The 21044-nt window shown below is 57.2% G+C and carries 21 protein-coding genes; 11 read left to right on the top strand and 10 right to left on the bottom strand.

The window, feature by feature from the left end; genetic code table 11:
- Nucleotides 1-117 precede the first annotated feature (117 nt).
- Nucleotides 118-1104 (bottom strand): LysR family transcriptional regulator, encoded by a 987-nt coding sequence (locus tag KI237_RS15450; RefSeq protein WP_212795978.1) that lies wholly within the window; start codon nucleotides 1102-1104, stop codon nucleotides 118-120.
- Between the two features lie 120 nt (nucleotides 1105-1224).
- Between KI237_RS15450 and KI237_RS15445 the strand changes: the two genes are divergently transcribed.
- The 6 genes from KI237_RS15445 to KI237_RS15420 all read left to right on the top strand — a co-directional run bounded on the left by KI237_RS15445 (nucleotide 1225) and on the right by KI237_RS15420 (nucleotide 7473).
- The gene (locus tag KI237_RS15445; RefSeq protein WP_212800620.1) at nucleotides 1225-2403 is read left to right on the top strand and encodes a fumarylacetoacetate hydrolase family protein; all 1179 of its coding nucleotides are present in this window, start codon (nucleotides 1225-1227) and stop codon (nucleotides 2401-2403) included.
- A 287-nt stretch (nucleotides 2404-2690) separates the two neighbouring features.
- A complete protein-coding gene (locus KI237_RS15440; RefSeq protein WP_212795977.1) occupies nucleotides 2691-3497 on the top strand; it encodes an IclR family transcriptional regulator in 807 nt (268 codons plus the stop codon).
- Nucleotides 3494-4294 carry a fumarylacetoacetate hydrolase family protein gene (locus KI237_RS15435; RefSeq protein WP_212795976.1) on the top strand — a complete coding sequence of 267 codons (801 nt, stop codon included), beginning with the start codon at nucleotides 3494-3496 and terminating at the stop codon, nucleotides 4292-4294. The genes KI237_RS15440 and KI237_RS15435 overlap by 4 nt, the downstream gene beginning before the upstream one ends.
- 3 nt (nucleotides 4295-4297) lie before the next feature.
- Nucleotides 4298-5191, top strand: a complete 894-nt coding sequence (locus tag KI237_RS15430) for a fumarylacetoacetate hydrolase family protein (protein WP_212795973.1) — start codon at nucleotides 4298-4300, stop codon at nucleotides 5189-5191.
- Between the two features lie 20 nt (nucleotides 5192-5211).
- Nucleotides 5212-5907 carry a DUF4286 family protein gene (locus KI237_RS15425; RefSeq protein ID WP_212795972.1) on the top strand — a complete coding sequence of 232 codons (696 nt, stop codon included), beginning with the start codon at nucleotides 5212-5214 and terminating at the stop codon, nucleotides 5905-5907.
- 285 nt (nucleotides 5908-6192) lie between these two features.
- The gene (locus KI237_RS15420) at nucleotides 6193-7473 is read left to right on the top strand and encodes an OprD family porin (RefSeq protein ID WP_212795971.1); all 1281 of its coding nucleotides are present in this window, start codon (nucleotides 6193-6195) and stop codon (nucleotides 7471-7473) included.
- Nucleotides 7474-7597: 124 nt separating this feature from the next.
- On the opposite strand, the gene KI237_RS15415 is transcribed toward KI237_RS15420, so the two are convergent.
- On the bottom strand, nucleotides 7598-7978 hold the full coding sequence (locus tag KI237_RS15415) for a winged helix-turn-helix transcriptional regulator (protein ID WP_212795970.1): 381 nt from the start codon (nucleotides 7976-7978) through the stop codon (nucleotides 7598-7600).
- Between the two features lie 102 nt (nucleotides 7979-8080).
- On the opposite strand from KI237_RS15415, the gene KI237_RS15410 reads away from it, so the two are divergent.
- The gene (locus tag KI237_RS15410) at nucleotides 8081-9199 is read left to right on the top strand and encodes an NADH:flavin oxidoreductase (protein ID WP_212795969.1); all 1119 of its coding nucleotides are present in this window, start codon (nucleotides 8081-8083) and stop codon (nucleotides 9197-9199) included.
- Nucleotides 9200-9339: 140 nt separating this feature from the next.
- Here the strand turns inward: KI237_RS15410 and KI237_RS15405 are convergent, their stop codons facing one another.
- The 4 genes from KI237_RS15405 to KI237_RS15390 form a co-directional block, all read right to left on the bottom strand.
- Nucleotides 9340-10362: a transketolase family protein gene (locus KI237_RS15405; protein WP_212795967.1), complete on the bottom strand. Its 1023-nt coding sequence runs from the start codon at nucleotides 10360-10362 to the stop codon at nucleotides 9340-9342.
- Nucleotides 10359-11207: a transketolase gene (locus tag KI237_RS15400; RefSeq protein WP_212795966.1), complete on the bottom strand. Its 849-nt coding sequence runs from the start codon at nucleotides 11205-11207 to the stop codon at nucleotides 10359-10361. The genes KI237_RS15405 and KI237_RS15400 overlap by 4 nt, the downstream gene beginning before the upstream one ends.
- Before the next feature lie 17 nt (nucleotides 11208-11224).
- Complete coding sequence (locus KI237_RS15395) at nucleotides 11225-12526, bottom strand: MFS transporter (RefSeq protein ID WP_212795965.1); 1302 nt, start codon at nucleotides 12524-12526, stop codon at nucleotides 11225-11227.
- Nucleotides 12527-12620: 94 nt separating this feature from the next.
- The gene (locus KI237_RS15390; RefSeq protein ID WP_212795964.1) at nucleotides 12621-13370 is read right to left on the bottom strand and encodes an SDR family NAD(P)-dependent oxidoreductase; all 750 of its coding nucleotides are present in this window, start codon (nucleotides 13368-13370) and stop codon (nucleotides 12621-12623) included.
- Nucleotides 13371-13558: 188 nt separating this feature from the next.
- Between KI237_RS15390 and KI237_RS15385 the strand changes: the two genes are divergently transcribed.
- Nucleotides 13559-14476 (top strand): LysR substrate-binding domain-containing protein, encoded by a 918-nt coding sequence (locus KI237_RS15385; protein ID WP_212795963.1) that lies wholly within the window; start codon nucleotides 13559-13561, stop codon nucleotides 14474-14476.
- A gap of 2 nt (nucleotides 14477-14478) precedes the next feature.
- On the opposite strand, the gene gcvA is transcribed toward KI237_RS15385, so the two are convergent.
- A complete protein-coding gene (gene gcvA / locus KI237_RS15380; RefSeq protein ID WP_212795962.1) occupies nucleotides 14479-15390 on the bottom strand; it encodes a transcriptional regulator GcvA in 912 nt (303 codons plus the stop codon).
- Nucleotides 15391-15573: 183 nt separating this feature from the next.
- On the opposite strand from gcvA, the gene KI237_RS15375 reads away from it, so the two are divergent.
- The 3 genes from KI237_RS15375 to KI237_RS15365 all read left to right on the top strand — a co-directional run bounded on the left by KI237_RS15375 (nucleotide 15574) and on the right by KI237_RS15365 (nucleotide 17310).
- Nucleotides 15574-16347: an SDR family NAD(P)-dependent oxidoreductase gene (locus tag KI237_RS15375; RefSeq protein WP_212795961.1), complete on the top strand. Its 774-nt coding sequence runs from the start codon at nucleotides 15574-15576 to the stop codon at nucleotides 16345-16347.
- A gap of 88 nt (nucleotides 16348-16435) precedes the next feature.
- The gene (locus KI237_RS15370) at nucleotides 16436-16870 is read left to right on the top strand and encodes a YeeE/YedE family protein (RefSeq protein ID WP_212795960.1); all 435 of its coding nucleotides are present in this window, start codon (nucleotides 16436-16438) and stop codon (nucleotides 16868-16870) included.
- A 2-nt stretch (nucleotides 16871-16872) separates the two neighbouring features.
- Nucleotides 16873-17310 (top strand): YeeE/YedE family protein, encoded by a 438-nt coding sequence (locus KI237_RS15365; RefSeq protein WP_249410609.1) that lies wholly within the window; start codon nucleotides 16873-16875, stop codon nucleotides 17308-17310.
- 458 nt (nucleotides 17311-17768) lie between these two features.
- On the opposite strand, the gene KI237_RS15360 is transcribed toward KI237_RS15365, so the two are convergent.
- The 3 genes from KI237_RS15360 to KI237_RS15350 form a co-directional block, all read right to left on the bottom strand.
- Nucleotides 17769-19043 carry an outer membrane protein transport protein gene (locus KI237_RS15360; protein ID WP_502936988.1) on the bottom strand — a complete coding sequence of 425 codons (1275 nt, stop codon included), beginning with the start codon at nucleotides 19041-19043 and terminating at the stop codon, nucleotides 17769-17771.
- A 346-nt stretch (nucleotides 19044-19389) separates the two neighbouring features.
- Entirely contained in the window at nucleotides 19390-20067 is a 678-nt protein-coding gene (locus KI237_RS15355; protein WP_212795959.1) for a Crp/Fnr family transcriptional regulator, read from the bottom strand.
- A 111-nt stretch (nucleotides 20068-20178) separates the two neighbouring features.
- Nucleotides 20179-21027 (bottom strand): SDR family oxidoreductase, encoded by an 849-nt coding sequence (locus tag KI237_RS15350; protein ID WP_212795958.1) that lies wholly within the window; start codon nucleotides 21025-21027, stop codon nucleotides 20179-20181.
- Nucleotides 21028-21044 lie beyond the last annotated feature (17 nt).

The raw sequence follows: 21044 nt of genomic DNA, 5'->3' as shown, positions 1-21044 counted from the left end.
CTCACGGGCTGCCGGGTAGTGCGCGGTCACTCATAGCGCCGCACTTTTGTGCCGGCACTATAGGATTCATAGAAATGGCTGCCTAATGAGAGCTTTCGATTGCTCGATAACTTTGCCTCATCGAGTTTTTTTGAGATTGCTGCGGTGTCTCTTTTCCGTGGCTGTTTGCCGCTGTCTGGCGAACTCTAATAAGGTCGCAACGAACGTCCGTGTCGGCTCTGACAGGGGCTCATCCTTGCGAGTGATAACCCCGTAATCCTGTGATTCAACCTTGAAGGACGTGTTGAGGATTTGAAGCTGCCCATTTTGCAACTGCGACTGAACCATGGACTCGGGCAGCATGGCGAGCATTGGCCCAGACTGAAGCAGCTGCAGGAAGGTTTGCATCGAAATGGTCTCCACTGTGTTGGTTGGCGGGGCGATCTTGAACATCTTGAAAGCGCGCTCCATGCGTTGTCGGATCGGCGTATTGAAGGGATACATGACCCATGGCCATTCGCTGAGTGCTTCAGTGGGGACTTCCTCAAGTCGGCACAGCGGGTGTGTGCTGTTCACGACGAGACAAAAGGGTTCAGGTCCCAGCGAGGTAAATTCGAAAGGCTGACACGCCTCATCCGTGAAGCGCGCGATGATCAGATCGAGTTTTTTTTGTTCGAGCATTTCCAGCAGATGGTTACTGGTTTGTTCGATCACCTCGATAGAAAGGAGGGGACGCTCACGTTTTATGCTGGCGATCGCTTCAGGCAGCACCACTGAGGTTGCGGCGAAAATGGTGCCGATTTTTAAATGGCCATGCCCGCCTTTTCGCAGCTTGTTGACTTGCTCGACGAACGATTCCGTGTCTTCCAAGGTAAGACGCGCATAACGTGCCACGAACTCGCCTAGTTCGGTAAGGACCAGGTTGCGCGTTTGACGCTCAAACAACGGGAACCCCAGGAGTACTTCCAGATCGCGAAGCAATTTGCTGATGGCCGGCTGAGTAACATTCATGTGTTCGGCCGTGGTGTGCATATTGCGGGTCTTGGCCAGGCTATTGACCAGTACCAAATGTTTGATCTTCAGCCATCGGCTGACACTGCCAAAAGTAATTTGATCGTTTTCCATCGGATAAGGCCTTGTCTGTCGATAACGAAACAGCATTGATTAGTGAGATTGTTTCATTGGGATTTGCGGGGACGGTCCATTAGTTTTACGGCTCTGATGGCTGACTGCTCTGGAAGCTCTATGGCACATGTGAAACTGACGCGCGAAAACACCCTGCCAATGGATGGCTTGGCCGGCACACTGATCGGCCGTGCCTGGGTCTCGGGTGCGATTGCAGGACCCTCGCCGGTGGTGCTGCGCGATGAAGGTGTGTTTGATCTTTCTGAAGTCTTTTCGACAATAAGCGAACTGCTGGAACACCCCTCGCCGTTGTTGGCGGTTCGTCAGGCGTCTGGCAGGTACATCGGGACCGTCGAGGAGTTGCTTGGGAACACCGGCAGTCACGCCGATCCCGGCAAGGCGTTTCTGTTGCCCCCCGCAGATCTGCAAGTCATCAAGGCGGCCGGGGTGACGTTCGCGTCCAGCATGATTGAGCGGGTAATCGAGGAGCAGGCCCGAGGTGATGCTGCCAAAGCCGAAAGTGTTCGCCGCCTGGTGCAAGAAGCAATAGGCGATAACTTGCGGGCAATCAAACCGGGCTCGCCAGAAGCGATGCGCCTTAAAGCTGTGCTGATCAAGCAGGGCATGTGGTCGCAATACCTGGAGGTCGGTATCGGCCCGGACGCGGAGATCTTCACGAAGGCACCGGTTCTGGCCGCAGTGGGCAGTGGCAGCAAAATCGGAATCCATCGCAAGTCTGAATGGAACAACCCAGAGCCGGAAATTGTGCTTGCGGTGAACAGTCGCGGCCAAGTGCATGGCGTCACTTTGGGCAATGACGTCAATTTGCGTGATTTCGAAGGCCGCAGCGCACTGCTGTTGAGCAAGGCCAAGGACAACAATGCATCCTGCGCAATCGGCCCGTTCATTCGTCTGTTCGACGAAGCGTTTACCCTTGATGACGTGCGCAATTGCGTCGTGGATTTGCACGTCCAGGGCGACGACGGCTTTATCCTTGAAGGCAGCAGTTCCATGGCGTTGATCAGCCGTGACCCGTTGGATCTCGTGGGCCAAACGGTCGGCGGTGATCACCAATACCCTGATGGCTTCATGCTTTTTCTCGGGACCTTGTTTGCCCCCACCCAGGATCGTGAGGCGCCTGGCAGCGGCTTTACGCATAAGCAGGGCGATGAGGTCAGCATAGCGAGTCCGTTGCTGGGCACGCTGCGCAACACAGTCACCTACAGCCATGAGGCTGCGCCCTGGACTTTCGGCTTGCGAGCGATGATGCACAACCTTGCTGCCCGCGGACTTCTGTAGGTAAGGCGCGGTGGTGAAATGCATGGGCGTTCTTCCGCAAAGATTGAACATACGCAGGTGCACGTCTATTGATAAAAGAGCCGAATCCAAAGGGTTCGGTTTTTTATATCCGTCAGGCGCCCCTGAGTCCTGAAACCCGCCTGCGTGGCCAGCTCTGTCTCGACAAGGCCAATCAGGTGCAGCGGGTTTGACTTATCGGGTGACGCCTGCATACTATTGGAACGTCGTTCCAATACGAACAATGTTGCTCACATTCACCTCATTGTCAAAGATAAGTCGAGAAAAATATGAGAGTCGTCAAAGGAGCTGTTGACCGTTGCCTGGAGGCTATTGAGCTGCTGGCTCGCGAAGCTCGCTGGATGCGGATGTCCGATATCGCCGCTGAGTTGGGCTTGGAAAAGGGGCCCGCTCATCGAGTGCTTGCTCAGTTAGTCGAGCAAGGATGGGCAGAGCAGGATGAAGCCACCTCGCAATACCGCTTGACCCTGAAGCTGGCACTGCTGGGGCAGCGTTATTTACATGGTATTGGCTTGCCTGAGTTGGTCCAGCCGATCATTGAGCAAGTGGCTGTTCAATGTCATGAGTTGGTGCGGCTGACAGTGGTCAACGAGGGCACCTTGTCCTGGCTGTCTTCGGCCCAAGGCGCCGCGCCGGGGCTCATGTATTCGCCGGCCATGGATAAACCGATCAATCTCTACGCCACCGCCAATGGCAAAGCCTGGCTGGCATCAATGCCTGATGAACTGGCCATTGAGCATGCGCTACGCAGTGGCCTGGGAAAAGCTGACGCCGGGATAGGTCAGGGGCCGAAAGCGATCAACAGTATCGAAGGCTTGTTGGCCGAACTGGCGCTGACCCGAAAGCGCGGGTATGGCTTGGTCATTGAAGAAGCCGAGGTGGGTGTCTGGGCGATTGCCGTGCCGGTCAAGCTGATTCCGTCCGGCGTTGTGGTGGGCACGATGAGTATCGCTGGCCCGGTCTTGCGTATGCAGCCTGAACGTTATGACGAGTTGCATGCCCTGCTGGAAGACGCAGCCAACAAGCTGGGTACGGTTTGGCCACGCCAGAACAGTGTGCATTCGGAGAACGTATGAGCCAACTCGCACCTGCGTGGGCCAAGGCGGGAGCTGGGCTGGAAGTCGCCGCTGCCGCTCTGGTCCGTGCACGGCAGGAGGGGGGACGGCTGGCATCCTTGCCAGGTCCGAACCTGCCTACCAACCTCGCACAAGGTTTTGCCATCCAGCAGCATGTGGGGCTATTGGCTGGGAAAACCGTGGGAGGGTGGAAATGTGCATTACCCCCAGCTGGCAAGTGGATCGTTGCCCCGATCTACAGTGACAGCATTGTAAAAGGCGAACGTTATCGACTGGCCGCCGAGGCCGATAAGGCGCGCATCGAGCCCGAACTGGCGTGCGTCCTGGCCCAGGATTTACCGGCACGTGTCGAGCCTTATACCGCTGAACAGATCGTTGCTGCGATCAGCGATGTGTGCTTGGCATTGGAAGTGATTGACTGCCGTTACACCGATCCACAGACACTGCCGTTTGAGCAATTGCTCGCGGATGGTCTATTCAATCACGGTCTGGTACTTGGGGCGCCAATCACGCTGTCGAACCCTGCCAGCATGCCCTCTGAACTGGATATCACCCTGAGCGATGCAACGGCAGCGCTCCTGAATATCAAGGGCCGCCATCCGGACGGGGATCCGCTGTTGCCGATCGTATGGCTGGCCAATTTTCTGTCTACACAAGGGATAGGGCTGCAAGCCGGGCAGGTGGTTATCACCGGGTCCTATGCAGGTGTTCTCGATGTGCCTGTTAATCAGCCGCTGCATATTCAGTTCGGCGAAGCAGGCTCATTGTCTGTCAATTTCTCAACGCTGGAGGAGTAACAAATGCGCTTAGTTCGTTTTGGTTTACCGGGGCAGGAACAGCCGGGAGTTTTGGATTCGCAAGGGGTCGTGCGAGACCTGTCGGGTATTGTCGACGACATCGATGCATCGGCCCTGAGCCCGACAGTGCTTGAAAAACTGCGCGCTGTTGACGTTGAAAAGCTGCCGGTGGTGACGCCGGGTACACGTCTTGGTCCTTGCGTAGGCAGCGTACCGAACCTGATTTGCATCGGTCTGAACTACTCCGATCACGCGGCTGAAACGAATACACCTATCCCGAGCCAGCCGGTGGTCTTCAACAAACACACTGCTTCCATCAGCGGACCCAACGACCCGGTCATTCTACCAACGGGGGCGCAGAAGCTTGATTGGGAAGTCGAACTGGCCATCGTCATCGGTACGCCTGCCTGGCAGATTGATGAGTCGCAGGCCTTGAATCACATTGCCGGTTATTGCCTGGCCAATGATGTTTCCGAGCGGGCTTATCAGCTTGAGTACGAAGGTCAGTGGACCAAGGGGAAAAGCGGTTTTTCTTTCGCACCTCTCGGACCTTGGCTGGTCACCCGTGACGAAATTAGCGATCCGCAGGCGCTCGACCTCTGGCTCGACGTGAACGGCAAACGTCTTCAAACCGGCAATACCCGTACGATGATTTTCAGCGTTGCACATATTGTCGCGTACCTCAGTCGCTTCATGCCGCTCATGCCGGGTGACGTCATTATTACCGGTACGCCACCCGGTGTGGGGCTCGGACAGAAGCCACCGGTATTCCTCAAGGCGGGTGACACCATGCGTGTCGGTGGGCAAGGGCTGGGTGAACAATTTCAGACCGTGGTTCCTTACGTTGCGCAAATGGGGGCCGCATGGGGCGCCGGTCGCCATCCCAATATTGACTGACTATCGCTAGAGGAAACGCTATGAGCTTTGCAGGAACAGGTGTAGTCGCGATCTGGCATGATCTTTTGCCCGCAGCGCGGGATGAGTTCTATGAGTGGCACAACCGTGAGCACATGCCTGAGCGGGCCGCAATTCCGGGTTTTTTGCGCGGGCGCCGATACATCGCTTTGGATGCAGGGCCGACCTATTTCAACCTCTATGAGGCTGATACTGTTCAGGTGTTGGGAGGGGAGGATTATTTATCGCGTCTCAACACGCCGACGGCATGGACCCAGCAGTCAGTGAAGTCCTATCGCAACGTCGCGCGATCCATTTGCGAGGTCACTTATACCAGCGGTGTGGGGCAGGGCGCGTATTTGTTAACGGTTCGTTTCGATGTTGTCGAAGGGCAGCATCAATCGATTTCAGACGCATTGCGCCAACGTGTGCTTCCTCCCTTTGCTGATAAGCAGGGTATTACGGGCGTGCATTTGTGTGTGGCTGATGAGGCCGTGAGCAAGGTTGAAACCGCAGAGAAAAAAGCCCGTGCCGAAGGGACCCAAATACCGGCCTGGATCGTCATGATCGAAGGCTGTGCGCCCGACTACGTCCGTGTCGCTGGCGAGTTTTTTTTGGTTGAGCTGCAACGGCTGTTGGAGGGCCAATCGACGGGATCAGAAACCACGCTTTATCAATTGGAATACACACGCTGCAAAACGCCGGGGAGTGCGGGCTGATCACCGAGCGTTCTATCACGTTTTAACATTCAGTCGTTGTTCTCACGCAATTCCATACGAGCGTGCCATTACAGGCATCGAGTCAGGCTCGCGCTTGCGCACGCTCGGGTTTTGTTTGAGGTGAATATTAACCAATTATCAAGTTGCTCAATAAAGGGCTAATACGAGACAGATAGTGTTCCCAGCAATTACCCGGAAGTTAGCTCTTCGAAGTGCCTGTGTTCAGGTTGAATAACGAGCTGAAAATCGCAACGAAAACAACAATAACTCATTGTGAGAAACATCATGCGCTACTCTGGTATTTTCTGCAGCGTGCCTGCACATCAATCTCTGATCAGCCTGACTTTTGTGTTCTGCGCGGCTTCGTCAGCCGCTGTTCAAGCCGATCAAAGTAGTGGTTTTGTCGATGACGCCAAGGCCACGCTGAACCTGCGCAACGCCTACTTCAACCGTAACTTCACCAACCCGAACGCCGCCCAGGGCAAAGCCGAGGAATGGACCCAGAGCTTCATCCTCGATGCCAAGTCCGGTTTCACCCAGGGCGTGGTCGGTTTCGGCGTGGATGTGCTGGGCACGTACTCGCTCAAGCTCGACGGCGGCCGTGGCACGACAGGTACACAACTGCTGCCGGTGCACGACGACGGTCGCCCGGCCGATGACTTCGGGCGCCTGGGCGTGGCCCTCAAGGCCAAGGTGTCGAAGACCGAGCTGAAGGTCGGCGAGTGGATGCCGGTGCTGCCGATCCTGCGTTCCGACGACGGTCGTTCCCTGCCGCAAACCTTCCGTGGCGGCCAGGTGACTTCCACCGAAATCAGCGGCCTGACCCTCTACGGCGGCCAGTTCCGCGCCAACAGCCCGCGCAACGACGCGAGCATGGAAGACATGTCGATGAACGGCCGCGGCGCGTTCACCTCCGACCGTTTCAACTTCGGCGGCGGTGAATACGCCTTCAACGAAAAACGCACCCAGGTCGGCGTCTGGTACTCCGAACTGTCCGATATCTACCAGCAGCAATATTTCAACCTGACCCACAGCCAGCCCATCGGCGACTGGACCTTGGGCGCCAACCTCGGCTACTTCATCGGCAAGGAAGACGGCAGCGCCCTGGCCGGCGACTTGGACAACAAAACTACGTTCGCGATGCTCTCGGCCAAATACGGTGGCAACACCTTCTATGTCGGCCTGCAAAAAGTCGGTGGCGACGATGCCTGGATGCGCGTCAACGGCACCAGCGGCGGCACCCTGGCCAACGACAGCTACAACTCCAGTTATGACAATGCCAAGGAAAAATCCTGGCAACTGCGCCACGACTTCAACTTCGCCGCCGTCGGCGTGCCGGGCCTGACCCTGATGAACCGCTACATCAGCGGCGACAACGTGCACACCGCCACCGTTGACGATGGCAAGGAATGGGGCCGTGAAACCGAACTGGCCTATACCGTGCAGAGCGGCGCGCTGAAAAGCCTCAACGTGAAATGGCGTAACGCATCGATTCGTCGGGACTTCAGCACCAATGAGTTCGATGAAAACCGGATTTTCATTAATTACCCCATCTCGCTGCTATAAGTCCCTTTCGCTCGCCCCCCTGGATGAGTCGACGGTTCTCAGATAGGCCGCTACTTTCCTGGTCACGGCATTCACTGGCATCGTGGTATTGGCAGGACGCTAGCCACGATGCGCAGTGAAAGAGCTACACCGTCGGCTCCTGCGCGGCCTCGTCAAACTTCAACCGGGCCGCTTCAACCTCAGGCAATTTGTCGAGCGTCCATTTGTGCAATTCGCGAAAGGGTTGCTGCAATGTTCGGCCAAGTTGAGTGATCTCATACTGGACCGCCACAGGCGAAAACGAAATGACCTTGCGCGAGACGAGCCCATTTCGTTCCAGCCGTCGCAGGCACTGTGTCAGTGCCTTCTGAGTGACGCCCTCCAGGCGACGCCTGATGGCATTAAAGCGATGCGGCCCGTCATCGAGCACCGCCAGAACCATCATTGACCACTTATCTGCGATTTGGTCGAACAGCGCCCGGCTTGGGCACTCCGACGAAAAACATTGCGGCTTTAATTCCAGCATCGAGGTTTCCTCGTGTATACCTAGGCGACTCTAGGTGCCTAATTGACATTTGGTTTACAAAATATACTTATGTGACCTCCCAAAGCAAATGGAGTCCATCCAATGTCGAACCCTGATACCAGCGTTTTATTCCGTCCTTTTTCCATCGGCTCGCTTGAGCTGAAAAACCGGATTGTCATGGCGCCGATGACCAGGCAATTTTCGCCAGAGGGCATCCCCGGCGAAGGGAGCGCTGCATACTACCGGCGACGCGCTGAAGGTCGGGCGGGATTGATTTTGTCAGAAGGGACCGTCATCGATCGTCCCGCTTCACGTAACGGTTCCGGCATTCCTTTTTTCCACGGTGAGGCAGCGCTGGCCGGATGGAAGAACGTGATCGATTCTGTTCACAGTGTGGGTGGTCGTATGGGACCGCAACTCTGGCACACCGGTGCAGTGCGTGATGTCAGCGGCTGGGCGCCTGATGCGCCGGTTGAAAGCCCATCTGGCCTCGATTCGCCAAACGAGCCGCGCGGTGTGGCAATGAGCGAAGAGGACATTGCCGACACCGTTGCAGCATTCGCCAAGGCAGCGGCGGATGCCAAGCGCCTGGGTTTCGACACCGTTGAGATCCATGGGGCTCATGGTTACCTGATCGATCAGTTCTTCTGGGCCGGCACCAATCAGCGCACTGATCGTTATGGCGGACCGACGATCAAAGAGCGCTCGCGCTTTGCTGCTGAGATCGTGTCTGCCGTTCGTCATGCGGTCGGCCCGCAATTCCCTATCATCATGCGCGTCAGCCAGTGGAAGCAGCAGGACTTTGGGGTGCGCCTCGCCGAGACCCCTGCACAGATGGAAGACTGGCTGCTGCCGTTGGTCGAAGCGGGTGTTGATGTCCTGCATTGCTCGCAGCGACGCTTCTGGGACCCTGAGTTTCCCGAAATTGATGGTGAGGACGGGCTGAACTGCGCGGGCTGGGCGAAGAAAGTCACTGGGGCCACAACCATTAGCGTCGGTTCGGTTGGGCTGGATAACGATGTGACTCACGCATTTGCCGGCAAGGGATCAACCCCCGCGAGCCTGGACCGGCTCGTCGAGCGCATGGAACGCGAAGAGTTTGATCTGATTGCAGTCGGGCGTGTTCTGCTCAGTGACAAGGATTGGGTCGCCAAAGTGGAAAAAGGCGATTACGCGGATCTGAAGGGCTTCAATCCGGCGTCTTTAGCTGAATTGATTTGAGCCGTATTGCGCAGTGGAGAGTGTGATGCCACACGGGCGCTGGTCTGAATCAGAGGTCTAGCACCCGCTTCGAAGGGCGCATGTTAAAGCAGGGTTCTTCGTGCCAAGGGGCTGGCTCCAGCCCCTTGCAGGTTCAAACTTTATAACCAGCCTTTGATCTGCGCGCACACGGCCTGGGTGGAAATACCGTAGCGATCATGCAACGTCGGAAGTGCGCCCGCATCGAGAAACGCGTCCGGCAGCGCTATTTGCCTGAAGGTCGGCGTAACCCCATTGCGCAACAGCACGGTTGCCACCGCTTCGCCCAGTCCGCCAATGATGGAGTGGTTTTCGGCGGTCACTACCATTCGTCCCGGCTTCCTGGCCTCTGCCAGGATAGTCTGCTCATCCAGGGGCTTGATGGTGGGGACGTGAAGCACCGCGACATCCACGCCGTCAGCCTGCAGTTCCTTGGCCGCTTCCAGAGCGCGCATTGTCATCAATCCGGTGGAAATGATTAAAACCTCATTGCCCGTACGCAAAGTCTTGGCTTTGCCGATCTCGAATGTATAGCCATATTCGTCGAGCACCAGCGGTACGTTGCCGCGCAGTAGCCGCATGTAGACTGGCCCTTGATGCGCGGCAATGGCGGGCACGGCTTGTTCGATTTCCAGGGCATCGCAGGGGTCGACGATCATCAGGTTCGGCATGGCGCGGAATATCGCCAGGTCATCCGTTGCCTGGTGACTGGGGCCATACCCGGTGGTCAGGCCGGGCAGGCCACAGACGATCTTGACGTTGAGGTTCTCCTCGGCAATCGCCATGCAGATGAAGTCATAGGCCCGGCGCGAAGCAAACACCGCGTAAGTAGTGGCGAAGGGTACGAACCCCTCCCGAGCCATGCCCGCTGCCGCGCTCATCAACAACTGCTCAGCCATGCCCATCTGGTAGAAACGCTCTGGGTGTGCCTTCGCAAAGATGTGCAGGTCGGTGTACTTGGACAAGTCAGCCGATAAGCCCACGATGTCCTGGCGCTGGTCTGCGAGCGCCGCCAACGCGTGGCCAAACGGTGCGGATCGGGTTGGCTGGCCTTCAGCAGCAATTGAGGCAATCATCGCGGAGGTTGTCAGCTTTTTCTTCGGCGCGTCGGGCGCCTGAGCCGTCGTGTTGGTTACGTTGCTCATAGGGTTTTGCCTTCTTCGAGGTTGTTCAGGGCCACATCCCATTCATGCTCATCCACACGGATGAAGTGCGTCTTTTCGCGGGTTTCCAGGAACGGCACGCCTTTGCCCATCTTGGTATCGCAGATGATGACGCGCGGTTGTGCGCCGGGGTGGCTACGGGCGGCGTCGAACGCCTTGACCAAGGCGTCCAGGTCGTTGCCGTCTACCCGCTGGGTGAACCAGCCAAAGGCTTGCCATCGGTCAACGATGGGTTCAAAGGCCAGCACCTCGCTGGAGTGCCCGTCGGCCTGCTGGTTATTCACGTCGACGATGGCGATCAGGTTGTCGAGCTTCCAGTGCGACGCTGACATGACCGCTTCCCAGGTAGAGCCCTCATTCAGCTCGCCATCCGATAGCAGGTTGTAAACAAAAGAACTGGACTGCTTGCGCTTTAACCCCAGGCAGGCACCCACCGCGATGCCGAGTCCCTGGCCCAGCGAGCCACCGGTGATTTCCATGCCGGGGGTGTAAGCGGCCATGCCGGACATGGGCAGGCGGCTGTCATCCGAACCATAGGTTTCAAGCTCATCCAATGGAATGATTTGAGCTTCGATCAGCGCGGCATACAGCGCGATCGCGTAGTGACCGATGGAGAGGTAAAAGCGATCACGCTGTTCCCATTCGGGGTCTTCGGGCTTGTAGTTCAAGGCGTGGAAGTACGACACGGCCAGCAAGTCTGCCGCGCCCAGCGCCTGGCCGACATAGCCCTGGCCCTGGACTTGCCCCATGCGCAGGGCATGGCGGCGAATGTTATGAGCGCGCTGCACTAGGGTGGTGGAGGGCGCGCGCGATGAAGTGGCAGTCATGGACATTCTCCGTTAACTCAACGATTGACCGAAGCGGCGGGAATACGCAGCACCAGACAGGCACCGATGCACAACACACCGGTAATCAGGTACATGCCGATGGCGCTCGAACCGGTTGTGGTGGTGATCCAACCAATCAGGTAGGGCGAGCAGAAACCCGCAAGATTGGCAAAGCTGTTGATGCCGGCGATCCCCGCAGCGGCGGAGACACCCCCGAGCAAGGTGGTAGGCAGCATCCAGAACAGTGAAGACGCCGACAGCACGCCCGCTGCTGCAAGACACAGGCACAACACCGACAGCGTCAGGTTGGTGCCGAACACCGCCGCCAACGTGAGGCCCAGCGCACCGGCAATCATTGGTCCGACCAGGTGCCAGCGGCGCTCCTGGTGCTTGTCGCCGCTGCGCCCCATCAGCACCATCGCGACGATGGCGCACAGGTAGGGGAGGCTGGTGAGCAAGCCGATGTGCATCGGATCGGCAACGCCGGCATTACGGATAAGTGTCGGCAGCCAGAAGGTGATCGCGTATTGGCCCATGACCACGCAAAAGTAGATGCAGGCGAGAATCCACAGCCGGCGATCGCGCAGGAATGCCCCGACCGATGCATGGGTGACTTTGCGGCTGTTGTCCTCGGCCAGTTCTTTGCTGACCAGCGCTTTTTCTTCATCCGTGAGCCAGGTCGCCTGGTGCACGCCATCCTTGAGGTAAGCCAGCACCATCAGGCCCACGATGACGGTCGGAATGGCTTCGATCACGAACATCCACTGCCAGCCCGCCCAGCCATGAAAGCCTGCGAAGTGGGTCATGATGTAGCCTGAGAGCGGCCCACCGATCATTCCTGAGAGCGGGATGGCGATGAACCACAGCACGGTCATTTTCGCGCGGCGGTAGGAAGGGAACCAGTACGTGAGGTAGAGCAGCAAGCCAGGTGCGAGACCCGCTTCGGCAATACCGAGCAAAAAGCGCAGCGTATAGAACTGCCAGGCCGTTTCCACAAAGGCGAAGAGGGCGGAGATGATGCCCCACGAGATCATGATGCGCGCGATCCAGCGACGGGCACCGACCTTGTGGAGGATGAGGTTGCTGGGTACTTCGCAGAGAAAATAGCCCAGAAAGAACATGCCGGCGCCGAGTCCGTATACGGTCTCGCTCAGGGACAGGTCGTTCATCATCTGCAGCTTTGCAAACCCGACATTTACCCGGTCCAGGTAAGCGCACAGGTAGCACAGCATCAGGAAAGGCATCAGTCGCCAGGCAGTTTTGCGATACGCGCTTGAGCGCACTGTGGACACAGCGTCGAGCGTCATGGTGGTCATCATGATGGTCTGATCTCTTGTTTTTATAGAACGCCGGGCTTGAGCCCGACGTATCTTCGATCCAGAACTTAATGGGCGGCGGTGGCTACACCGGTCGTCAGTGGATCAACATGCCGCCGTTTACATCGAGCGTGATGCCGGTGAGGTAAGAGGACAAGTCGCTGGCGAGAAACAGCGCCGCATTGGCGACGTCCTGCGCTGCGCCCAGACGACCCAGCGGGATGCTTTCGATAATCGCGTGGCGGCGATCATCCAGCATCAGCCCGCCGGTGATGTCGGTGTGGATCAGCCCCGGCGTGATGGAGTTGACGCGGATGTTGTCCGCGCCGAATTCGCGCGCCATGGCCTTGCCCAGTCCGAGCACACCGGCTTTGGCTGCGCTGTAGTGCGGGCCGCCGAAAATGCCGCCGCCACGTTGGGCCGATACGGATGACATGCAGACAATGCTGCCCGAAGCCTGAGCACGCATCACCGGAATCACCGCCTGGGACATCAACAGCGTGCCGCGCAGGCTTACATCCAGGACCTTGTCGTAATCGGCCGGGCGTATTTCCAGGGTCTTGATTGGCTGCGTGATGCCGGCATTGTTGATGAGTATGTCGATACGGCCGTAGCGCTCGACAACCTTGGCAACGGCTGCTTTGACTTGCGTCTCATCGGCGACGTTGGCAGCCAGGCCCAGATGGCCTTCGCCGAGGGTGGCCGCCGCGTCACGGGCGGCGGACTCGTCGAGGTCCAGGATAACGACACGGGCACCGTGCTGGGCGAAGGTGAGCGCTGTTGCGCGGCCGATACCACGTGCGGATGCGGCGCCGGTGACAATCGCGACTTTGCCTTGAAGAAGCATGAGGACTACCTCTGATTGTTTTTATGGTTCGATTCAGTGATCGATGACTCAGAGTGGTCCCCGCCGATAGGCCGAGCAATAATGCAAACGTCACTGCTACATGAATAAAATTCAGCACTCGTCAATGCACGCTGCAGATGCTTGAATGGAGCCTCCCTTTCGAACCCCAAACAATAGGCTGCATACCGATGCGCCAGGACGATATCCCTTCCTCCAAGCTGCCACCGCTGAGAGCCATTCAAGCCTTCGAGCAAACCGCGCGGTTTGGCAACCTGGCGCGCGCCGCCGAAGTGCTGGACCTCACGCCGTCAGCGATCAGCCACCAACTGGCCAAACTCGAGGTCATGATCGGTCGACAATTGTTTGTGCGGGCGGCGCGAGGGGTGACGCTGACACCGGTGGGTGAGCAGTACTTGAAGGACATTTCCGGTCTGTTGCAGAGCCTTGAGGTCGCCACCGAGCGGGCCGCGAGTGACGTGAGCCTGGATTGCCTGCGGCTGCATTCCGCCCCCAGCTTTGGTTTGCTCTGGCTGATGCCGCGGTTGGAGTCGTTTCGCTTGAGCAACCCGGACATCCAGATCAATTTGTCCTGTTCCTATGAGTCGCTGCATTTCAGCCAGGACAAGATCGATGTCGATATTCGTCACGGCCGGCCTAATTGGCCCAGCTATGAAGTACGCACTGTGCGCAACGAGAGTTTCGCTGTGCTGGCCTCGCCCAAGCTGATCGCGCGCTGCGCGGTAAAGAACGCCGAAGACCTATTGGCGCAAGACCTTATCCTTTCCGAAGCGACCTTGCTCAGATGGCCTGAGTGGTTCGCCGAGCATGGCCTGGCTCGGCCGGAAAAACCCTACGCTTTGAGTTTTGACCGCTCCTACATGAGTCTGGAGGCTGCGAGCCACGGCCTGGGATTCGCCCTGGAAAGCACGCTGCTGGCGCAAAAATACCTCGCCAGTGGTTCCCTGGTTGAAGTCGCCCCCGAAGCACTGAGCTCCCCGGTCGCCGCCCATCATTTAGTGTTCCCGAAGGCTCACTCCAGTTTTCCTCGCGTCAGGCGTTTTTTGGGTTGGATGGAGCGGGAGTTAGGGCACAGCTTTGTGTTTTAAAGTTAGGTGTGAACCTCCTCGAACAACCAGTCTCGAAACGCTTTCAGTCTCGGCAGACTTGCACATTCAGGGCGGTAGACCACGTAATAGGCCAGTGGGGAGGCAAAATGGATGTCTGGAAACAGCCGGATCAGCCTGCCGGCTGCCAGATCATCTCGGGCCATGACGCTACGGGCTAACGCAATCCCTTGCCCATCTATTGCCGCTTGGAGCACCGCTGCGCTGTTGTTGATCTTCATTCCGCGCTGTGTCGATACACCCTTCACTCCAGCCGCTTCCAGCCAGGTAGCCCATGTTGTGAACCCGGTGTGTTCGTCCATCGAAAGGTCATGAATGAGTGTTTCACTCGCCAGTTCGGCCAAGGACTGAAAATTATCCGGTAGGCCTTTGAGTTGAGGCGAGCAAACAGGATAGATGTCTTCGTCCATAAGTTTTTCTGCAGTCAAGCCAGGCCAATGACCGGCCCCATATCGCACGCCGACATCGATTCTCTGCGTCAGAAAATCCACTGCTTTAAGCTGTGTATCAAGCCGAACGTCGGTGTCTGGCGTGGCTGCTTGGAAGCGTTCAATGCGCGGCAACAACCACTTGGCGGCAAAGGCGGGGCTGACAGTGACCGTCAGTACCCCGCTGGATGAATACTCCCTCATCCGCTCTATCCCGAGTGTAAGGCGCTCGAAACCAATGCGAATGTCTGGAAGCGACCGCTCGGCAGCCTCCGTGGCGACCAATCGTGCCTTTCCACTGGAACCGCGATGAAACAGCGGGGTGCCTAGCCATTGCTCAAGGGTGCGGACTAACTGTCCCACCGCAGCGGGGGTGACGTTCAGTTCCTCTGCCGCCGCAGAAAAGCTTTGGTGTCTTGCACTGACCTCAAAGGCCCTTAGTGCATTGAGATGAACAGGCGCGACCATGACGCTAAACCTTTTCTTTATCGTGCTGACACTTTATCTCGATTGTTCAGCAACTGATAGAGACCAATAATTCGCTCACAGCCCAGCAGACGATCGTGGGGATGGTTACAAGCTCTACTTGGAGGGCTGACAACGGGCTTTCGATTTCCTTAATGGCCACGTTCAATTTCTGGAGTATTCAAAATGAGCAATCAATTCAGCGGCAAGAAATTGTTGGTCGTCGGCGGCACCAGTGGCATCGGCCTGGAAACCGCGCGACTCGTATTACTGCAAGGCGGTAGCGCAGTTATAGTAGGCAGGCGTGCAGAGAAAACCGAGCAGGCTCGCCAAGAACTGGCAACGACGGGTGTGGTAAGCGCGCTCACCGCAGACCTGACCCACTCAGAGGGCGTAGCGACGTTGTTGCGGGACATTGATCAGTACCACGGTGACATCGATTTTCTGGTCAATGCAGCAGGCGTCTTCTTCCCGAAGTCTTTTCTGGAACATCAGGAAGCTGACTACGATCAGTACATGCAACTGAACAAGGCCTCTTTCTTCATCACGCAAAAAGTCGTTGCCAACCTCATCGCTAACGAGACCCCTGGCGCTATCGTCAATATCGGCTCCATGTGGGGCAAGCAGGCAATCGCCGCTACCCCGTCATCCGCCTATTCGATGGCAAAAGCTGGCTTGCATTCCCTGACGCAGCATCTGGCGATGGAGCTTGCATCCAAGCACATACGCGTCAACGCCGTATCGCCGGCAGTGGTGCAGACGCCTATCTATGAAGGGTTCATCCCCAAGGCCGAGGTTCATTCCGCGCTACAGGGTTTTAACAGCTTCCACCCAATTGGACGTATAGGTACACCTCAGGAGGTGGCAGAAGTCGTTGCTTTTCTGCTCTCCGATAAAGCCAGTTGGGTCACTGGTGCTATCTGGGACGTCGACGGCGGTGTCATGGCCGGTCGCAACTGATACGAGTCCTAGCCTGTAGCTTTTCACCAGCCGAAGCTTCCTCAGCAGTTTTGGGGTAGCTCAGAGCAGAAGACATGATGAGGTCGACATGATCGATATGAACCATTTCACGCCGCTGAGTGCTCTGGTCGGCGGCGGCCTGATCGGCACTGCCGCTGGGTTGTTCGTGCTCTTGAATGGGCGTGTCGCCGGCATCAGCGGCATTGTCGGGGGGGTGCTGCGTCCAGTGGCCGGTGATGTCACCTGGCGAATGGCATTTGTACTGGGGCTGGTCATGGCCCCGCTGCTGTACCGCCTGTTCGCACCACTGCCCGCACTGCAGGTCGATACTGGTTATCCGCTGTTGATCGTCGCAGGGGTATTGGTCGGTATCGGTACTCGCTATGGGGCCGGTTGCACCAGTGGTCATGGCGTCTGCGGCTTGTCGCGGATGTCGCCTCGTTCAGCGGCGGCAACAGCGATCTTCATGGGTGTCGGTTTTATCACCGTCTTCATGATCCGCCACCTCTTGGGAGGAAATTGACCTTGGCACTTTTCTTCGCTTGGTTTGCAGGGCTCATATTTGGCGTCGGCTTGCTGGTGTCAGGTATGACAAACCCTGCCAAAGTGCTGGGATTTCTGGATGTGGCTGGAATGTGGGATCCCTCTCTGGCATTTGTCATGGTCGGTGCAATTGCCGTGGCTATGGTGGGCTTCGGGGGGGCGCGAAGCCGAACGCGATCACTTCTTGGTTTGCCGATAAATCTGCCGACTGCTCGACACATCGATCGACGCCTGATCGTCGGCAGCCTGCTGTTTGGTGTCGGCTGGGGATTGGCCGGGATTTGCCCAGGCCCGGCTCTAGTGCTCTTGGGCTCGGGCATTTTCAAGGGCGCCGTGTTCGTCATCGCCATGTTGGCTGGCATGGGACTGTTTGAATGGCTTGAGCGACCAAAGCAGCGCGGGGCGTCGGCTGACGCATGAGTGTTGGTCCGGCGCACAGCGCCATTCTTCAATCCATGGCACAAGGGTGAGCATCGAAACTCAAATAGAACGGTGTTACTTGTCTGTTGCTGTGGATCGCTGCGCATACCAGATCGGAGCGAATGACGCGGACGCGAATCTGCTTTGCGTGGCCGATCTCACCTCCGCTAGCTGGTTTGGCTGTGGCATCTGAGCCCGGATATGCTGACTATCGGCCAAATGCCCCCCACACAGTTCACAATGCATTTCGTTGTGACGTTCGGGATTGAAGTAATGCTTGTCATTTTTCATCGTGATGACCTAGTGGGTTAAAACGTCGTCAAGCGTGGCTCACGTGCTCTAGCTCAGGGGGCGTCGGTGGGTTTATGCAGATAGGCGCTTTACTCGTTCTGCACCAGGCTCTGACATGGGTTTGCTTACAAAGGCCAACCCATATCAGAGAACGTATTGCCCAGGCCTTAGAAGCGATATGTCAGTTGTGCCGCCAGCGCGTTGGCGCTGTTCTCATACTTGGCGCTGTAGGCTGGTTGGAGTCCGGAAGTATCGGCTTGGCTAACTGAGCTGCTGTTTTCCCACAAATAGCCGTAGGCAACGTCGATGGTTATATCCGCATTGGGCGAGTAGCCAGCCCCCAATGTCAGGGACCGGCGGTTACCCACCGGAATGCGAACTTCCCGGTCGGAATTATTGGTAGGTGAGGGGTCATAGGCGAAGCCCGCACGAAGCACCCATTGCCTATCAAACTGATAAGCGGCACCGACTGCCACCGACAGTGTGTCGTGCCAGCTCAACTCGTCACCTATGGTGTTGAATCCGAGTTGCTGCCCGAGAGCTGGCACACCCTTATTATTGGCCTCAAGCTTTTGCAGACGGCTCCAGCGCGTCCAGGTAGAACCCAGATAACCGGTCCAGCGCTCGTTGAATCGATGAGTGAAGGAGGTGTTCACCGACTCCGGGAGTGTCGCATCCATCGACGTTTTGTACTTCCCGTTCAGGCCGAATATGCTCGGGGCATCGCTTACCTCAGTGTGACCTTCCAGGTGATATTCGACCTTGGAGTGGTAAGTAATGCCCCAAGTGGTGGCGTCGCTCAGATCGACCATCACGCCCAGGTTGTAGCCAAGTGAGATGTCGTCACCTTTGATCTTGATCCGGGTATCGGTGCCGCCATTCAATGCGCCGGTAGCCAGATCGTTTTGCAGATCGCCCTCTATTCGGTTGATGGTTGGACCGCCGCCGATGGTGACGCGGTCGTTTATTCGATATGCGAGAGTCGGTTGTAACGTAACAACCTGAACCTTGCTGTAGCTACCGTGATAGCGGCCCTGGAAATTGCGTTCATAGTCGTTAACCAGCCCGTCCGGGACATAAACGCCCATGCCGAACGTGAAATCGTGATTGATCGGCGTAGAAAAGTAGCCGAAAGGCACCGTAATCAGGGGGACCGAATCACCTTTGTTACTGCCCGGTACGGCGCTTTGGACGTCACTGATATTGTCCTTGGCGCTGATGACTGCAAAACCACCGCTGACCTCAGTGCGCTTGAGCTTGCTCAAGCCAGCAGGGTTGCCATAGAGCGTGCTGGCATCCAGGGCCGACGAGGCGCGGCCAGCATAGGCGACGCCGGCGCCACTAGCGCTTTGCTCGTTTACGGCGAGACCATTGGCAACAGCGGTGGCGGAAAGTGTGCAGGCGGTAAGCACGAGGGTGCTTTGAAGAAGCATCTTGTTCACTACGTTTTACTCCGAACGAGGTGACAGCGAGTTTCATTGCGACTCTTGGTCAATCACGTTTCCACTAAGCTGGGGCGCCAAAGTGCGGATTGGGGGCCCAGTGGATGAGTGCAATCAGACCGGCCTGCTGTTTTCGTTCGGTGTAGTCAGTGTCGCCATTCATCAACATGCTGATTTGGCGATGGAGTTTCAGCGCGGTGGGGGAAGGAGGGAAGTTGGCGGACCTTGGTGCACACATAAACGATCTCCAATAGCGCCTGGATTATTTTTATGACATTGGCGCTTTCGGAGTCGATGTTAGGTTCTGTGAGGGGAGGGAAACGTCGTCCACATTACATTGTCGACGCTATTTTTCGCTCGATCGATGATGTTCCCGAACATAACGGTTCAGGCCTGACCGATCCTTGATAATGATCTTGCCGTAGAGCGGTTCTATCAGCCCAAGCGCTCTCAATTCGTTGACCACTCGACTGACGCTTTGCCGCGTGCTCCCAACCATCAGACCAATATCCACCTGAGAGAGCATCAGGTCGATCCCCCGATCAGAAGGCTTGCGCAAGTCACTGAGCTGAGCGAACCGGGACGCGATCCTGGCGGCGACCGGTAAGGTCAACAGCTCTTCGATCAACTGCAGTGCTTCACGTAAGCGTCGGTTGATCTGGCAGGCGAGCGCCATGTCCACTTCACGGTGTTGATCTCGCAGCAGTTTCAAGTCACCTGCCTTCCAAACCCTTAATCGGGTTTCACCGCGCGTGATCAGGGTGACGGGGGAGGACTCATCACTGGCCACAGGAGAATCGGCAACGATGTCGCCAGGTCCATAAACGTAAAGCAGAATCTCCTGACCATCCTCGGTGAGGATGCATTTTCGAATGGCGCCGGAAATGATCTGGAAGATCTCCGTCACCCGATCGCCGTTCTGGTAAAGGATTTTCGAATCCGCAACGGTCCTGGGGTGGGCGCATCGTAGAACAGCTTCCCGTACTGGGGGGCTCAGTTCATCGATCCAGTTGAAACCTCTCATTTGTCAGGTACTCCAGCACTGGGCGAAACGTTTTGTCATCCAGAACAAGGCGATGCTGATCCAAGCCTTCTCTTTGAGGCCAGTAGCTCTTTTATCCAGTAACGCTGTGGCTCATCGCGCAATGCGCTGCACGATGAGCCGGGTCAGCGCAGACGGAGCCAGACGAGTGGCGAGCGACAATAGCCAGGCCTGTAGGCCGACCGTCCAGTGAGTCTTGCGCATGCGTTGCTTGTCGGTCGCGCACACCCAGACAGTCGATGCGACGTCGGCTGGCGTGAGTCTAATGCCAAGAAATTTCGCACTTGGAATGCGGCCGTAATCGTGAGCCATTGCGGTCTTTACGAAGCTCGGCCAGATATCGCTCACGCGGATACCGAACTTGCTCCATTCAAGGTCGAGCCCCTCGGTGAAGCCGCGTACGGCAAATTTACTTGCCGAGTAGGTTGCAAGTTCGGGCTGGCCATAGATCGCCGTGGCCGAGGCCATATTTATGACATGAGAAGAGGGCGTCCCCTGCAGGTATGGGAAGGCGCTGTGACAGCCAGTGATCATTCCCCGAACGTTCACGTCGAGCATTGCGTGGTGCCTTGGCAACGGAACGGCTTGAAACTGCCCTGAGGTGAGAATCCCGGCGTTGTTAAGCAGTACGTCGAGCCGCTGGCCGCTTTGCGTCCAGAAATCTGCAAGCGCTTGCTTCCACGCGGTGGGATCGCTGACGTCGAGAGCACCGGAGATGGCGTTGCCCTCACCCAAAGTGGCGGCGACCGCCGCGGCACCCTCGGAGTCGACATCGTACAGGCCCACAAACCATCCATTGCGTGCAAATAACTCGGCACAAGCACGACCGATTCCTGACGCAGCGCCCGTGATGAAGATTGCCGGCCTCCAAGCTGGCAGAGGTGACTCGGATGGATTTTTGAGTGCTTGAGTACTCTGCACGACGGTGATCTGCGGTTTCATCTTATTGTTTTCCTCAA

Origin of the sequence: Pseudomonas sp. St316, from assembly GCF_018325905.1 — a bacterium.
GTDB lineage: Bacteria > Pseudomonadota > Gammaproteobacteria > Pseudomonadales > Pseudomonadaceae > Aquipseudomonas.
Note: the sequence above shows the minus strand (reverse complement) of the source record. Positions and strands in the feature narration are given on the sequence as shown.

Bases quoted from the DNA above. Each gene is read 5' to 3' on its own strand.
- KI237_RS15430 (WP_212795973.1), top strand. From the start codon at position 4,298: ATGCGCTTAGTTCGTTTTGGTTTACCGGGGCAGGAACAGCCGGGAGTT.
- KI237_RS15375 (WP_212795961.1), top strand. From the start codon at position 15,574: ATGAGCAATCAATTCAGCGGCAAGAAATTGTTGGTCGTCGGCGGCACC.
- KI237_RS15370 (WP_212795960.1), top strand. From the start codon at position 16,436: ATGATCGATATGAACCATTTCACGCCGCTGAGTGCTCTGGTCGGCGGC.
- KI237_RS15400 (WP_212795966.1), bottom strand. From the start codon at position 11,207: ATGACTGCCACTTCATCGCGCGCGCCCTCCACCACCCTAGTGCAGCGC.
- KI237_RS15425 (WP_212795972.1), top strand. From the start codon at position 5,212: ATGAGCTTTGCAGGAACAGGTGTAGTCGCGATCTGGCATGATCTTTTG.
- KI237_RS15445 (WP_212800620.1), top strand. From the start codon at position 1,225: ATGGCACATGTGAAACTGACGCGCGAAAACACCCTGCCAATGGATGGC.
- KI237_RS15440 (WP_212795977.1), top strand. From the start codon at position 2,691: ATGAGAGTCGTCAAAGGAGCTGTTGACCGTTGCCTGGAGGCTATTGAG.
- KI237_RS15435 (WP_212795976.1), top strand. From the start codon at position 3,494: ATGAGCCAACTCGCACCTGCGTGGGCCAAGGCGGGAGCTGGGCTGGAA.
- KI237_RS15395 (WP_212795965.1), bottom strand. From the start codon at position 12,526: ATGATGACCACCATGACGCTCGACGCTGTGTCCACAGTGCGCTCAAGC.
- KI237_RS15355 (WP_212795959.1), bottom strand. From the start codon at position 20,067: ATGAGAGGTTTCAACTGGATCGATGAACTGAGCCCCCCAGTACGGGAA.
- gcvA (WP_212795962.1), bottom strand. From the start codon at position 15,390: ATGGTCGCGCCTGTTCATCTCAATGCACTAAGGGCCTTTGAGGTCAGT.
- KI237_RS15450 (WP_212795978.1), bottom strand. From the start codon at position 1,104: ATGGAAAACGATCAAATTACTTTTGGCAGTGTCAGCCGATGGCTGAAG.
- KI237_RS15350 (WP_212795958.1), bottom strand. From the start codon at position 21,027: ATGAAACCGCAGATCACCGTCGTGCAGAGTACTCAAGCACTCAAAAAT.
- KI237_RS15420 (WP_212795971.1), top strand. From the start codon at position 6,193: ATGCGCTACTCTGGTATTTTCTGCAGCGTGCCTGCACATCAATCTCTG.
- KI237_RS15410 (WP_212795969.1), top strand. From the start codon at position 8,081: ATGTCGAACCCTGATACCAGCGTTTTATTCCGTCCTTTTTCCATCGGC.
- KI237_RS15415 (WP_212795970.1), bottom strand. From the start codon at position 7,978: ATGCTGGAATTAAAGCCGCAATGTTTTTCGTCGGAGTGCCCAAGCCGG.
- KI237_RS15405 (WP_212795967.1), bottom strand. From the start codon at position 10,362: ATGAGCAACGTAACCAACACGACGGCTCAGGCGCCCGACGCGCCGAAG.
- KI237_RS15385 (WP_212795963.1), top strand. From the start codon at position 13,559: ATGCGCCAGGACGATATCCCTTCCTCCAAGCTGCCACCGCTGAGAGCC.
- KI237_RS15390 (WP_212795964.1), bottom strand. From the start codon at position 13,370: ATGCTTCTTCAAGGCAAAGTCGCGATTGTCACCGGCGCCGCATCCGCA.